The organism is Massilia rhizosphaerae (assembly GCF_016093545.1).
GTDB classification, from domain to species: Bacteria; Pseudomonadota; Gammaproteobacteria; order Burkholderiales; family Burkholderiaceae_D; genus Telluria; species Telluria rhizosphaerae.
In genome coordinates, this window is record NZ_JADKYX010000001.1 from 327211 (window position 1) to 341617 (window position 14407).

At 67.2% G+C, this 14407-nt stretch carries 9 protein-coding genes; 8 read left to right on the forward strand and 1 reads right to left on the reverse strand.

The window, feature by feature from the left end; genetic code table 11:
• The first annotated feature begins 9 nt into the window (after positions 1 to 9).
• The 7 genes from ISF28_RS01455 to ISF28_RS01485 all read left to right on the forward strand — a co-directional run bounded on the left by ISF28_RS01455 (position 10) and on the right by ISF28_RS01485 (position 10214).
• Positions 10 to 1500 (forward strand): PAS domain-containing sensor histidine kinase, encoded by a 1491-nt coding sequence (locus ISF28_RS01455; RefSeq protein ID WP_370663369.1) that lies wholly within the window; start codon positions 10 to 12, stop codon positions 1498 to 1500.
• Positions 1497 to 1907 (forward strand): response regulator, encoded by a 411-nt coding sequence (locus tag ISF28_RS01460; RefSeq protein WP_198115358.1) that lies wholly within the window; start codon positions 1497 to 1499, stop codon positions 1905 to 1907. Before ISF28_RS01455 ends, ISF28_RS01460 begins: the two co-directional genes overlap by 4 nt.
• 1 nt (position 1908) lies before the next feature.
• Positions 1909 to 3390, forward strand: coding sequence for a response regulator (locus ISF28_RS01465; RefSeq protein WP_198115359.1), 1482 nt, complete (start codon positions 1909 to 1911; stop codon positions 3388 to 3390).
• The gene (locus ISF28_RS01470; protein WP_198115360.1) at positions 3380 to 4021 is read left to right on the forward strand and encodes a response regulator; all 642 of its coding nucleotides are present in this window, start codon (positions 3380 to 3382) and stop codon (positions 4019 to 4021) included. Before ISF28_RS01465 ends, ISF28_RS01470 begins: the two co-directional genes overlap by 11 nt.
• A 142-nt stretch (positions 4022 to 4163) precedes the next feature.
• Entirely contained in the window at positions 4164 to 4943 is a 780-nt protein-coding gene (locus ISF28_RS01475) for a helix-turn-helix domain-containing protein (protein ID WP_198115361.1), read from the forward strand.
• Positions 4944 to 5114: 171 nt separating this feature from the next.
• Entirely contained in the window at positions 5115 to 9599 is a 4485-nt protein-coding gene (locus ISF28_RS01480; protein WP_198115362.1) for a discoidin domain-containing protein, read from the forward strand.
• 9 nt (positions 9600 to 9608) lie between these two features.
• Positions 9609 to 10214: an NF038129 family PEP-CTERM protein gene (locus tag ISF28_RS01485; protein ID WP_198115363.1), complete on the forward strand. Its 606-nt coding sequence runs from the start codon at positions 9609 to 9611 to the stop codon at positions 10212 to 10214.
• A gap of 55 nt (positions 10215 to 10269) precedes the next feature.
• On the opposite strand, the gene ISF28_RS01490 is transcribed toward ISF28_RS01485, so the two are convergent.
• Positions 10270 to 12396: a LamG-like jellyroll fold domain-containing protein gene (locus ISF28_RS01490; RefSeq protein ID WP_229518840.1), complete on the reverse strand. Its 2127-nt coding sequence runs from the start codon at positions 12394 to 12396 to the stop codon at positions 10270 to 10272.
• A gap of 485 nt (positions 12397 to 12881) precedes the next feature.
• On the opposite strand from ISF28_RS01490, the gene ISF28_RS01495 reads away from it, so the two are divergent.
• Positions 12882 to 14375, forward strand: a complete 1494-nt coding sequence (locus ISF28_RS01495) for a glycoside hydrolase family protein (RefSeq protein WP_198115365.1) — start codon at positions 12882 to 12884, stop codon at positions 14373 to 14375.
• Positions 14376 to 14407 lie beyond the last annotated feature (32 nt).

A 14407-nucleotide genomic window follows, 5' to 3' on the forward strand; every position in this document is an offset into this window, starting at 1 on the left:
AGACGATCCGTGAACCCAGACCATACCGTGACCGGCCTCGAATGGCTGCTCGGCGCCGCCCGCGATCCCATGCTCGTGTGCGACGCGGGCGGCGCGATCGTGCGCGCCAATCCGCCCGCGTGCGCGTTGTTCGGCTGGCCGCTCGCCGAGCTGGTCGGCTCACCTGTCGAAGTGCTGGTGCCCGCGGCCTTGCGCAGCCGGCACGCCGACCTGCGCCGCCGCGCCGACCCCGCCGCGCGCGCCATGACCGACAGCCAGTTCACGGCCGTGGACCGGGCCGGGAACGAGTTTCCGGTCGAGATCAGCCTGGCGCCGCTGACGTCCCCGGCGGGACAACGCCTGGTGCTGGCCACGATCCACGACCTGCGGCCCCGCATGGGCGCGGAACAGGCTTTGCGCGACAGCGAGGCGCGCATGCGGGCCGTGTTCGAAACCGTGGTCGACGGCATCATCACCATCGACGAACGCGGCGTGATCGAGCGCGTCAATCCGGCCGCCGAGCAGATGTTCGGCTACCAGGAGGCGGAGCTGGCCGGCCGCAACGTCAGCGTGCTGATGCCGTCGCCGGACCGGGAACGCCACGACGGCTATCTGCGCCATTATCTGCACACCGGCGAGCAGCGCATCATCGGCAAGGGCCGCGAGGTGTACGGCATGCGCAAGGACGGCACGATCTTTCCGATCGAGCTGGCCGTCACCGAGATGCGCATCGGCAAGCGCCGCATGTTCACGGGCCTGGCGCGCGACATCACGGTGCGCCGGGAGGCCGAGCGCGAATCCGAACGCCTGCTGCGCGAGCTGCGCCGCGCCAACGAGGAGCTGAGCAATTTTGCCTACGTCGTGTCGCACGACCTGAAGGCGCCGCTGCGCGCCATCGCGACCCTGGCCGACTGGCTGTCGACCGACTACGGCGACCGCCTCGACGACGAGGGCAGGGCGCATTTGCGCCTCCTGAACAACCGCGTGCACCGGATGGGCAACCTGATCGACGGCATCCTGCAATATTCGCGCCTCGGACGCGACGGCGGCACCTTGCGCCAGGTGGACCTGAACGTGGCCCTGCCCGAAATCGTGGACCTGCAGGCGCCGCCGCCGCACATCCGGGTGACGATCGCGCCAGGACTGCCCTCGCTGTGGACCGAACCGACGCGGATCCGCCAGGTGTTCCACAACCTGATCTCGAACGCCATCAAGTACATGGACAAGCCCGAGGGCAGGATCGCCGTCGGCTGGTCCGACGACGGCGACTCTTGGCGCTTTTCCGTCGAGGACAACGGTCCCGGCATCGAGGCGCGCCACTTCGAGCGCATCTTCCAGCTGTTCCAGACGCTGGCGCCGCGCGACCGCATCGAGAGCACCGGGGTCGGGCTCGCGCTGGTCGAGAAGATCGTCGAGATGCACGGCGGACGGGTCTGGGTCGAATCGACGCCCGGCCGCGGCAGCGTCTTCCATTTCACGCATCCCAAGGGGCCGCGCGCGGCGCGGCAGGACAGCCAATGAAATCATCCGCGAAACCCATCCTCCTGATCGAGGACGACCAGGTCGACGTGATCACCACGCGCCGGGCGCTGAAGGAAATCCACGTCACCAATCCGCTGGTCGTGTGCGAGCACGGCGAGCTGGCCCTGGACCACCTGCGCGAAGCCGAGGAGCTGCCGTGCATCGCGCTGCTCGACCTGAACATGCCGGTCATGAACGGCATCGAATTCCTGCGCAACGTGAAGGGCGACGCGCGCCTGCGCCGGATGCCGGTCGTCGTGCTGACGACGTCCGAGGAGCTGGAAGACAAGCGCCGCAGCTTCGATCTCGGCGCCGCCGGCTACATGGCGAAACCGGTGGATTACCGCCGTTTCGTCGAGGTCATGCGCTCGATCGACCAGTACTGGACCTTGAGCGAGTTGCCCTGACATGGACGCCGTCGCCGTATTGATCGTCGAGGACGACCTGGTCGACCGCATGGCCTGCCGGCGCCGCCTGGGCGCCCACCCCGGCGCGCGCTACGCGCTGCTCGAAGCCGACGACGGCGCGGGCGGCCTGGCGCTGGCCCGCGCGCGCCGTCCCGACTGCATCCTGCTCGACTATCGCCTGCCGGACATGACCGGCCTCGAATTCCTCGCGCGGCTGGCCGCGGAGCCGGACGAGACCGTGCGGGCGATCCCGGTGCTGATGCTGACGGGCGCCGACAGCGCGGCCGTCGCCACCGAAGCGCTGCGGGCCGGCGCGCGCGACTATCTCGTCAAGGATGCCGACGGCCGCTACCTGGACTACGTGGCGGCGGCGATCGAACGCCTGTTGCGGGAACAACGCCTGCTGCGCGACAAGCGCCAGGCCGAGGCCAAGTTCCAGACTCTGATCGAGCAGATCCAGGCGATCAGCTACATCGTCGCGCCCGACCGGCTCGAACGGCTGCGCTACATCAGCCCGCAGATCCGGGTGCTGGGCTACACGCCGGCCGAGTGGCTGGCCGACCCCGGCCTGCACGCCGGCTGCATGCTCCCCGAGGACCGCGACGCGGCGCTGGCGGCGATCGCCCGCAGCCGCGTCCAGGGCGCGCCGCTGCGCATCGAATACCGCCTGCGCAGCCGCGCCGGCGAGGTGCTGTGGTTCCGCGACCAGGCCGACGTCGTGCGCGACGAGGACGGCCGGCCGCAGTTCATGCAGGGCACGCTGATCGACATCACGGCCAACAAGGTCGCCGAACAGAACCTCGCCCAGTCGCGCGAGGCGTTGCGCGCGCTGGCGGCCTACCAGGAGCGCATCAAGGAAAACGAGCGCGGGCGCATCGCGCGCGAGATCCACGACGAGCTGGGCGGCCTGCTCACCGGCATCAAGGCGTATATCTCGGTGGTCGCGGAACGGTGCCGCCAGGCCGGCCAGGTGCCCGACCCGCTGCTGGGCGACGCCGCCGCGTTGGCCCAGGACGCCATGGACACGGTGCGGCGCGTGATCGCCGACCTGCGTCCCAGCGTGCTGGATCAATTGGGCATCTGGGCCGCGCTGGACTGGTGCGTGAGCCAGGGCGCGCGGCGATCCAGCCTCGCCTACACGTGCGACACCGACCCGGAGGCCACGCGCCTGGAACTCGACGCGGAGCGCAGCATCATGGTGTTCCGCATCGTCCAGGAAGCCATGACCAACGTCCAGCGCCACGCGGCGGCCAGCAGCGTGCGCCTGCAGGTCCGCCATGCGGACGGCGGCATCTTGCTCACGCTGGAGGACGACGGCCGCGGCATCCCCGCCGATGCGCAGCAGAGCGGCACGTCGTGGGGCATCCTCGGCATGCAGGAACGCTCGCGCAGCCTGGGCGGCGAACTGACGCTGGCGCCGCGGCCCGGCGGCGGCACGGTCCTGCGCCTCTTGGTCCCGATGGAGGCGTGCCATGTGCCTTGATCCCATCCGCGTGCTGCTCGTGGACGACCACGCGATCGCGCGCAACGGCGTGCGCCTGATGCTGGGCACCGCGGACGACATCGCCGTGACCGGCGAGGCCGGCGACGCCCAGCAGGCGCTCGCGCTCGTGCGCGAACGGACGTTCGACGTGGCGCTGCTCGACATCACGATGCCGGGCATGAACGGCCTGGACCTGCTGCGCCAGCTGCACGAGCTGCGGCCCGGCATGGCCGCGCTCATGCTCAGCACCTACTCCGAGGAAATCTACGCGGTGCGCGCGCTCAAGCTGGGCGCGGCCGGCTACCTGACCAAGGACGTGCCGACCCCGGTCCTCGTGGACGCCGTGCGGCGCGCGGCGGCCGGCCGCAAGTACGTGAGCCCGGCGCTGGTCGAAAAGCTGGCCTCGATGGTCAGCGGCGACGCCGCGACGTGCGGGCACGAGGCGCTGTCGAACCGCGAGCTCGAAGTGTTCAAGCTGATCGCCCGCGGCGAGCCGCTGGTGCAGATCGGCGAACGCCTGCACCTGAGCCCGAATACGGTGACCACCTACCGCTCCCGCATCCTCGACAAGATGGGCCTGGCCAGCAATGCGGAACTGACGCGCTACGCGCTGGAGTACGGCCTCATCTGAGTTTCGCCCCGCCGTGTAGGGGAAACCCGACACCGGCACGTCAAGGGACACCGACCTGCGGTTGCGTGGATGCGCGCTGGCGGTGCGGCCGGGATCGATCGATACTGCTTCTCATGCCGGACACACAATCCAAGGAGAAGCGATGACTGTACAGATCTTCCGCGCGGCGCCGAGCGCCGACCGCGCGACCGCCACGAGGGACACGGACAGCAAGTGCGGGCAGTGCGCCTACCGGTCCCTGTGCCTGCCGCTCGGCCTGAACGGACAGGACCTGGCCAAGGTCGAGACCACGATCGGTTGCCGGCGCCGCGTCGCGCGCGACGACGTCCTGTTCCGCGGCGGCCAGGCGTTCGGCAATCTGTACGCGATCCGCTTCGGCCACTTCATGACCTGCCGCGGCGACCAGGCCGGCGAACGCTGCGTCACCGGCTTCCAGATGGCCGGCGACCTGCTCGGCCTGGACGGCATCGCCAACGGCACGCACGCCAGCACCGCCATCGCGCTGGAAGACAGCGAAGTCTGCGAGATCCCGTACGCGCGCCTGTTGACCGTGCTGGCCGAGATGCCCCGGATGATGGCGCACTTCCACCGCACCCTGAGCCAGGAAATCCTGCGCGACCAGTCGGCCATCCGCTTCCTCGGCAACCTGCGCGCCGACGAGCGGCTGGCGAGTCTGCTGCTGAACCTGTCGGAACGCTATGCGATGCGGGGCTTCTCGCCGCGCCGCTTCCAGCTGCGCATGTCGCGCCAGGACATGGCCCGTTACCTCGGGCTGCAGATCGAGACCGTGAGCCGCCTGCTGGCGCGCTTCCGCGACAACGGCGTGATCAAGTTCGAGCGGCGCGAGATCGAGATCCTGGAGATGCGCCGGCTCGAGACGCTGGCGTCGGGCGCGCACGCGGCGGGTCTCGCGGTCGCCTGACGGATCGGCCGGCGGCGGACGGCCGTGCGAAGCGGCGTCCGTTATCGATCCCAAAAATTTCATGAAAGGTGGTTGCCGCGCGGTTTCCTCATGCTAGACTGCAAATCTGGGATCGATAACATAAACGTTGTCGGCAAACCCGCAAATACAATACCGCAGAGGAGACTACAAATGAAAAAATCCGGTAACAGCACCCCGCTGTTGCGGGCGGCGGCGCTCGCCGTGTCGCTCGCCGTCGCGGCGATGGTCCCGGCCGCGCACGATGCCGTCGCGGCCGACACGATCCAGACCATCGTCACGAGCTACCAACCCACGATCAGCGAAACGATCGACGCGAGCGGCTTCAAGCATCCCGGCGTCGGCCTGACGAAGGACGTGCTGGAGAACATGCGCACCGAGGTGCAGGCGCAGAAGGAGCCCTGGAACACGTATTTCAACCGCATGCTGCTGTCCGGCGCGGCGTCGAAGACCGTGCAGTCCAAGAACCAGAGCAGCACCGATCCGACCAAGCCGGCGGTGGTGGCGTTCAACAGCCAGGGCGTCGAATCCAAGTTCATCGCCGACTCGCTGAGCGCCTACACGCAGGCGATCCTGTACTACGTGACGGGCGACGAGACCTACCGCGCGAACGCCATGCGCCTGATCCGCATCTGGGAACAGATGGACCCGACCCAGTACGTCTATTACACGGACGCGCACATCCACACGGGCATTCCGATGAGCCGGATGATGGCGGCGGCCGAGATCATGCGCTACTCGAGCTGCCAGACGGCGTCGCTGGCCTGGACCGACCAGGACACGGCGAACCTGACGAACAACCTGATCGTGCCCGTCACCGAGACGTTCAACTACAGCCCGAACCACTTCATGAACCAGCACCTGTATGCGCTGATCGGTTCCATGTCGGGCTACATCTTCACGGGCAACCGGGCGCGCTGGAACGAGGGCGTCGAGTGGTTCACGATCAACAAGACGGCCGTCGACCAGGGCCAGAACGGCGCCATCAAGCAGCTGTTCCGGCTCGTCACGAAGAACGACCTGACGGGCGAGGACGTCACGCCCATGGTGGAGCACGTGGAGATGGGCCGCGACCAGGCGCACGGCGCGGGCGACGTCACCAACATGAGCATCCTGGCGCGCTTCCTGTTGGCGCAGGACCAGAAGGTCGACCCGGTCGACGGCACGCCGTCGACGGCGGCCAACGCGGTGGGTCCGTACGAATTCCTGAACGACCGCATCCTCGACGCGACCGAGTACTTCGCCGGCTTCATGCTGGGCTACGACACGCCCTGGGTGCCGACGGCCGCGCACACGGACGCGAACGGCGTGCCCACCGTGGTCTACAAGACGCTGCAGGGCGGCTACCGCGGCCGGCTGACGCAGAACACTTGGGAGCCGTACTACTACTACAAGTACAAGCGCGGCATGGACATGAACCAGCGCGCCCCCAACTACACGCGCATGTTCGCCGACCGCACGACCTATAACTGGGACGGCGTGGACGGCGGCGGCGACTTCTGGATCTTCATCCCGCCCGCGGCGGAGGCCGAGGGCACGCAATTCCTCGTGAAGCCCATCGTCGACCCGTTGCGCGAAGTGGAAGACCGCTTCACTTCGCTGGACGGCAACGGCGCCGCCATGCAGGACGACACCGGCGCTTTTGCCCGCGTGACGGCCACGGGCGCGGGCAGCCGGCTCGCGGTGTTCGGCTATGGCAACGGCACCCGCAGCGTCGCGTTCCGCTTCCGCACCAACGGCGAAGCGTCGATGGATGCGTTCGGCGACACCATCCTCCTGCCGGACACGCAGGGCCAATGGCGCTACGTGGACTATGCGTTCAACCCCTACCAGGGCCTGGGCGACTATCTGCCGCTGACCATCAAGGGCGCCGGCACGACGGTCGACATCGACCACATCAACGTCAACCCGGCCGCCTCGATCACGCCGCCCGTGTTCACGAACGGCGACGCGGACCTGAGCATGTACACGAACGCCGGTTCGACGGCCACCGTCGCGTACAGCTTCGCGGCGACGGACGCCGGGACCGGCGACGTCCTCACGTACAAGATCGACAACCTGCCGCCGGGTGCCCAGTTCGACACCCAGACGGGGGCGTTCTCGTGGGTGCCGACGCAGGCCGGCACCTACAAGTTCATCGTGACGACCACCGACGGCACCGTGGTCACGTCGAAGGCGGCGACGATCGTCGTCAGCGCGGACCGCCAGTCCGCCATCGCCGCCGTCACGGCCGCGTACAAGCCCGCCACGCTGTACACGACCCCGACGCTGGCCGCCTACAACGCGGCCTACGCGGACGCGACGAACGCCGTGACGACGGCCACCGACGACCAGTTCTACCAGAAGCTCGGCGCGCTGCAGACGGCGACGACGGGCCTCGCGGAACTGACGCCGCTGCTCGCCGACGGCAGCATGAATTTCGCGAACATGTTCGTGTCGTCCACGTTCGGCACGGCCGTCCCGAACCTGCTGGACGGCACGCCGAACTCGTTCGTGTTCTACGGCCAGGCCCAGAACCTGACGCACTATATGGATTTCGGGCCGAGCTACAAGGTGAACGCCAGCGCCTTCCAGCTGCAGGTGCGCACGAGCTTCCCCGAGCGCATCGGCGGCGTCACCGTGTACGGCTCGAACGACAACGAGAACTGGGTGCGCCTGACCCCGGGCATGACGACGGTCACGGAGGACATGCAGACGCTGGACGTGAGCGACGACCTGAAGAACCAGCAGTTCCGCTTCCTGAAGCTGCAGATGATCGAGCCGTCCAGCACCATGTTCGAGCTGGGCGAATTGCGGATCCAGGGCACCCGTCACGAGACGGTCAACGAGCTGTCGTCCGTGTCGATCGCGTCCGACCAGGCGCTCCGCAAGCGCATCGTGCCGGGCAATACGGTCAAGGTGAACTTCCAGGCGACGGCGCCCATCAACACGGTGACCGCCACGATCCAGGGCCAGCCGGCCCAGGTGACGACGACCGACAACGTGAACTACACGGCCAGCGCCGTGATGCCGGGCGACGTCAAGACGGGCCCCGTCAAGTTCCTGCTCAACTACAAGACGGCCGCCGGCGCCGATGCGGAACCCGTGCTGTTCACGACGGACAGCACGTCGCTGTTCATCGCCGACCAGACCAACTACATGAGCGACCTGCTGGCCATCACCAGCCTGCAGGATTCCAGCGGCCGCAACGCGACCGACCTGCTGGCGACCGTGAACACCCTGTTCGACAGCAACCTGGCCTCGGGCACCGACTTCCGCCTGAACGGCGCCGGCTGGGGTGCCTGGGTGACGTTCGACTTCAAGGAGGGCGGCACGGGCACGATCCAGCGCGCCGAAGTGATCGGACGCCAGGACCAGTATTCGTCGCGCATCAACGGCACCGTGCTGCAAGGCTCGAACGACAACACGTCCTGGACGACGATCTCGAACGCGGCCTGGAACACGGCAGACTGGCAGACGCTGACCGTGGCCAACCCGCAGCCTTACCGCTACATCCGCGTCACGAACGGCGGCAACTGGTACGGCAACATGCAGGAGCTGCGCCTGTACGGCACCGCGCAATCGACGAACAAGATCGCGACTGCGTCGATCAGCTCCCCGCAGGCGCTGCGCAAGCGCATCGTGCCGGGCGATACGGTCAAGCTGACGTTCACGGCCAAGGAAGCGATCAGCGACGTCGACGTCGCGATCCAGGGCGTGCCTGCCACCGTGACGACGACCGACAACGTCAACTTCACGGCCACCGCGACGATGAACCAGGGCGTGGCGGCGGGCGCCGTCAAGTTTGCCATCAGCTACAAGCAGGCCAACGGCCAGGAAGGCTTCACGAGCACGTCGACGACCGACAGCACGGGCTTGACCCTGGTGGACGAGTCGGACACGATCCGCAACGTGTCGACCGTGGCCGACCTGATCGACTCGAGCGTGAACCGCCCGGCGTCGACCACCGTGGGCAACGTGAACAACCTGTTCGACGCGAACCTGGGCTCGATCTCGGACTTCCGGATCGGCAGCAATAATTCCGGCACGGGCAGCTACATCGTCTTCGACTTCAAGTCCGGCAACCAGGTCAACCTGTCCGGCGTGGAACTGGCGGCGCGCCAGGACCAGTACTACACGCGCATCAAGGGCACCGTCGTGCAGGGCTCGAACGACAACACGAACTGGACGACCTTGACCAACCCCGCCGGGGCCACGCCGGATTGGCAGACCTTCGCGGTCGCGGACTCGACGCCATACCGCTACATCCGCATCGTCAACGGCGGCGCGTGGTACGGCAACATGGCGGAAGTGCGACTGCACGGTTCGCTGCACGCCGTGCCGACCGACGTGAGCGCGAGCGTCAAGATGACCCAGCAGGGCGCCACGCTGAACCGCATGACGGGCAAGTACGTGGGCGGCGTGACCATCGCCAACACCAGTGCGACGGCGCTGGCCGGCCCGCTGTGGCTCACGCTGAACGGCCTGACGACCGGCGTCACGCTCGACAATGCCGCCGGCACGAACGGCGGCGCACCGTACGTCGTCGTGAGCGGCCCGCTGAACCCGGGCGCCGCGCTCACCGTGCCGCTGACCTTCACCAATCCGGCCCGCGCCGTCATCGCCTACACGCCGGCGCTGTACCAACCCCATTTCTAAGGAACCGACATGCAGATCCGATTCAAGAAATCCCTCTCCGCCCTGGCCGCGGCGCTGGCGCTGGCGGCCGGCGCGGCGTCGGCCGACACGATCCACGTGGCCATCGACACGTCGACGTTCGGCGCCGCCACCGGCTTCATCGACATGCAGCTTTCCGCCAGCAGCGGCGTGCCGCTGGCGACCGCGCTGGTCGACAATATGGTCGGCTTCGACAACACGACGGACATCGAGTCCTGGGGCGTCACGCCGGTCACGGGCGGATACCTGTTCCGCAACGACACGTCGAACGACCTGTTCCACTCGGTGGACCTGGGCGGCGTGCTGTCGTTCGACCTGACGTTCACGGGCGAGCCGGACCCGCTGACCGCGTACGTGTCGCACTTCGTCGTGTCCGCGTACGACAGCGACGGGTTCACGCCGCTGGGCCACTTCGATCCGGTGACGGGCGCACTGGCGGACTTCGCGTGGACGCCGTCGACGAGCGCGCAAGTGCAGGGGACTGTCGGCGGCACCGTGTCGGATCCCGCCGTGACGGCGGTGCCCGAGCCGGCTTCGTTCCTGCTGGCGGGGATCGGGCTGGGGGCGCTGGCGTTGGGACGCCGCCGCCGGTCCTGATGTCGCACTGAAAACAAGGCCGGCCCCCGTCGCGGGGGCCGGCCTTTTTACATGGTCAGCTGGAAGCGATCAGCGCCGCGATGTCGGCCGCGGTGAGGGCGCCGCGGTAGATGCGGAACTCGTCGACCCGGCCGTTGAAATACGGGTCGCCCGAGTACTGCGAGCGGCCGATCCAGTTCTGGTTCGTGCCGCCCAACTGCCACGGCGGCAGGAACTCGGCGCTGTTGCTGCCGACCGCCGTGCCGTTCACGTACAGCGTGGCCAGGCGTCCCGACAGCGTGACGGCCACGTGCACCCATTGCCCCGTCGGCAGCGCGGCCGTGCCGTTCACCGCCTGCTCGCCGTGGCCGCCGTCGACCGTGATCGCGAAGCGCACGGTGCCGCCGCCCGAGCGCGGGGTCAGGAACATGTAGCGGCCCGTGCCCGAACCGAAGTCGAACACCCGTTCCCACGTGCGCGCCGCGTTCCAGTACACCCAGGTGGCCACCGTGAAATCGGTGAGGTCCGTCACCAGGTTGGACGGCAGGCTCACGTAGTCGGTGCTGCCGTTCAGCGCGACGGCGCTGCCCGACTTGCCGGAACCCCAGGCGCCGCTGCCGTTCAAGGTGCCGGCGTGGCCCTGGCCGCTGGCGTCGGAAACCGTCGTGCCGGTGCCTTCGTTGCAGGCCAGGTAGGTGTGCAGCGTCTTGCCGATCTTGGCGGTGGCGCGGTTCGAATCGGCCGTCTCGCCGCTCGGCGTCATGGCGGAGACGACGTAGTACCACGTGCCGTCACCGGGATTGTCGGTGTACGTCAGCAGGTCGGTGATGCCGCTCGCGATGACGGTCCAGGGGCCGCTGGTGGACGTGGCGCGCTTGACGTTGTAACTGGTGGCGTAGGCGCTGCCCCACCACGACAACTCGACCTGGCCGGCCGGCGCGCGGGCCTTGAGGCCGCTGGGCGGGACGCCGGCAGCGATCGGGTCGCGCGTGCAGGTGAGGGTGCCGTAGCCCAGTTGGTCGTAGCCGCCGCTGTTCGAGCCGTAATTGCCGCCGCCGCCCTCCGGCTGGATCTGCAGGGCGAACATCTTCGAGTACGGCGCCGCCAGGCCCTTGCGGTTCACGTAATGGTTGTACACGAGCGCCCAGCACGGCCGGATATTGCCCTGGCTGTTGGTCGAGAACACGTTGTAGTAGACGTTGTCGACGTTGTTGTACGGGACGTAAGGCACCGTGTAATACGTCGTGCCGGACTGGATCAGGTTACCCTTCGCCACGTATTCCGCGCCCATCAGGAAGCGGTTGTTGTCCCAGCCGTACAGGTCCACACCCTGGTTCCACGCCATCTCGCAGATCGCCCCCATGAGTGCGATGCCGAGCGTGCTGTGGCCCTGGTCGCGTCCCGACTCCTGCCACTGGCCGAGGAAGCCCGGGTGGATGTAGTACACGGCCTGCGCAGCGGCGCCGTTGCCGGGACCCGACTGGAAATAGGTGACCGCTTCGTCGAACAGGGTGCGGTCGTCGCACAGCACGCCGATGGCGAGGATGGACGCCATATTGCACAGGTCCCAGTTGGCCCAGTAGTGCGTGATGTCCGTGTTGTTGTGGCGGATGAGGAAGTCGTGGTTGATCGGGTAGAACACGTTGCGCATCATGTTCTGGAAGCTCGTGAAGTCCGCCGCGGCCCAGCCGCTGTAAGTCCTCATGATTTCGCCGGCGTTGGCGAATTCGTAGCCGTAGATGCCGGCGGCAAGGTCGGCGTCCGTCGTGCCCGAGATCCCGGTGAGCGTGGACGACCACGCATTCATGATCTGCACGGCCTTGTCGGCGTAGGCCGTGTCGCCCGAAATCTTCCAGCGCAGCGCGCACGCGTAGGCGGCCGCCACGTCGTTGTACAAGTTGCTGTAATTCTGCGGATGGACACCGTCGTTGCCGCGGTACACGATGCTTACCGGGTGCGGCGTGTAGGACAGGCTCGCGTGCGAGTTGTTGATCAGGAGGTTCCAGCTGCCCGACCACGGGGAGGTCGTGTACTTCGCCGCCATGCGGTCGAAATCGGACTGCGTATGCAGCAGGCCCGGGTGGACGAAGGCGCCTGTCGACGCCGCGGTCGCGCTCATGGTGCCGGTCGACAGCAGGCTGGCGGCGGGGCTGCCGCCGCCGCCCGCGCCGCAGCCGGCGAGGGCGAGGGCGCCCAGGCTCATCAGGAAGTTGCGGCGTCCCAGGTCGGCGTGCACGACGTCGTCGAGTTGCGCCGACGGCGCGCGGGAGGTAGACGTGTTGCTGGCGGATCCGTTGTAGTCTTGTAGTTCTGTTGTTTTCATGTTGTCTCCATGCTAAATGGCGTGTGTTGGACTGCGATCGAAGATTGCTTCCGTACTGCCGCGCCGATGCTAGCACGGATTTCTCGTGTTTTGTTATCGTTAACCCTGTCGTGCGTCAATGTACGCCATGTGCAAAACATATCCGTTTCGATAAAAAACATATGGCTCCAAGTCTGCGGGCTCCGTTAAGATGGGGACGTCAATCTGCCTGTCCTCCGATGGGGGGCAGCTTGACAATGGTGACGGCCGTGATATAAATCCAATCATGGCTGTTATCGATACCAAGTAATGCGGGACTTGCCGACCCGCCGCAATCGAACGATAAGCCCGGCGCCACGTGCGCATGGGTAAAGGAGACTATGTTGTTGTCCACGTTACGTGCGTACGTGCGCCGCCGTGCCGCGCCGTTTGCCGCACCGTTCATCCTGCTGTTTGCCGGCCTGTTCGCGGCGCTGGCGCCGGCCCGCGCCGCCGAAAACCGGCTGCAGGTGCACCCGTTCCCGAATCCCATCCGCTACTCCCACCACAACGACGACTACACGGTGCGCGTGCGTGTGCCGGGCGGGGCGTGGCAGGACCTGTACGAATACAACGTCAAGGTCGATCTCGACAAGCCCCGGGACGCGTCGATGGTCTACTTCAATTTCGACGGCACCGTGGAGATGGCGGTCCAGAAGAACAACGGCATGTTTTCCAAGGTGACGGTGCGGCCGGATGCCAAGGGCGTCAAGCCGGCGGTGCGCGACGGCATCGTGTATTTCACCTTGCGCCGCCCGGACAACCTCAGCGTCGAATTCGACGACGACCACCTGCACAACCTGCACGTGTTCACCCATGCGATCCGCGCCGGCATGCCGGCCGTGCCCGCGAACCTGTCCTCGTACGACATCGGCACCGGGACGACGCCCGACTTCACGCAGCCCGTCGTGTTCTTCGGCCCCGGCATCCACAGCGGCGACTTCCGCCTGCGCTCGCACACGACGGTCTACATCGACGGCTCCGCGATGCTGAAGAGTCCCCTCGTCATCGACGGCGTGGAGGACGTCAAGGTGATCAGCGACGGCCTGTTCGACGGCGTCGACGTGGCGACCATCCGCAACTCGCGCAATATCGTCATCGACGGACCGATCGTCATCAACCAGCCGCACGGCACGATGCGCTGCATCATGTCGCAGGACCTCGTCGAAAAGAGCATCCGCACGATCGGCGCCGGCCAGTGGTCGGATGGCCTCGGCCATTTCGCCTGCGAGCGCGTGACGATCGCGGACAGCTTCGTGCGCACGTCGGACGACTGCCTGACGTTCTACAACCACCGCTGGGACATCTGGGGCAACACCCGCGACGTCGTCGTCAAGGACACGACCCTGTGGGCCGACATCGCGCACGCCGTCATGATCGGCATCCACGGCAATACGCCGACGCCGGCCCATCCCGAGGCGGAGGTGCTGGAACGGCTGCGCTTCTCCAACATCGACATCCTCGAGCACGACGAGGACGAGCCGGAGTACGAAGGCGCGCTCGGCATCATGGCGGGCGACGACAACCTGGTGCGCGACGTCCTGTTCGAGAACATCCGCGTCGACCGCATCGAGGAGGGCAAGCTGTTCAACTTCAAGATCGCGTACACCGCCAAGTACAACACGAGCCCCGGCCGCGGCATCGAGAACGTCACGCTGCGCGACGTCCACTACACGGGCAAGGGTTCGCCGAGCGCGGCGCGCATCACGGGATGGGACGGCGCGCGCAAGGTGAAGAACGTCACGATCGACAACGTCACCGTCGGCGGCAAGCGCTTGAGCGCGCCGGCGGCCGGGCTGCTCGAGGTGAACGACTTCGTCGACGGCCTCCATTTCCGTTGAAGGACGCGACCACCATGCAACGACAACAAGAC

Coding starts and splice junctions, on each gene's coding strand:
- ISF28_RS01475 (WP_198115361.1), top strand. CDS start 4,164: ATGACTGTACAGATCTTCCGCGCGGCGCCGAGCGCCGACCGCGCGACC.
- ISF28_RS01480 (WP_198115362.1), top strand. CDS start 5,115: ATGAAAAAATCCGGTAACAGCACCCCGCTGTTGCGGGCGGCGGCGCTC.
- ISF28_RS01460 (WP_198115358.1), top strand. CDS start 1,497: ATGAAATCATCCGCGAAACCCATCCTCCTGATCGAGGACGACCAGGTC.
- ISF28_RS01485 (WP_198115363.1), top strand. CDS start 9,609: ATGCAGATCCGATTCAAGAAATCCCTCTCCGCCCTGGCCGCGGCGCTG.
- ISF28_RS01490 (WP_229518840.1), bottom strand. CDS start 12,396: ATGAGCCTGGGCGCCCTCGCCCTCGCCGGCTGCGGCGCGGGCGGCGGC.
- ISF28_RS01470 (WP_198115360.1), top strand. CDS start 3,380: ATGTGCCTTGATCCCATCCGCGTGCTGCTCGTGGACGACCACGCGATC.
- ISF28_RS01465 (WP_198115359.1), top strand. CDS start 1,909: ATGGACGCCGTCGCCGTATTGATCGTCGAGGACGACCTGGTCGACCGC.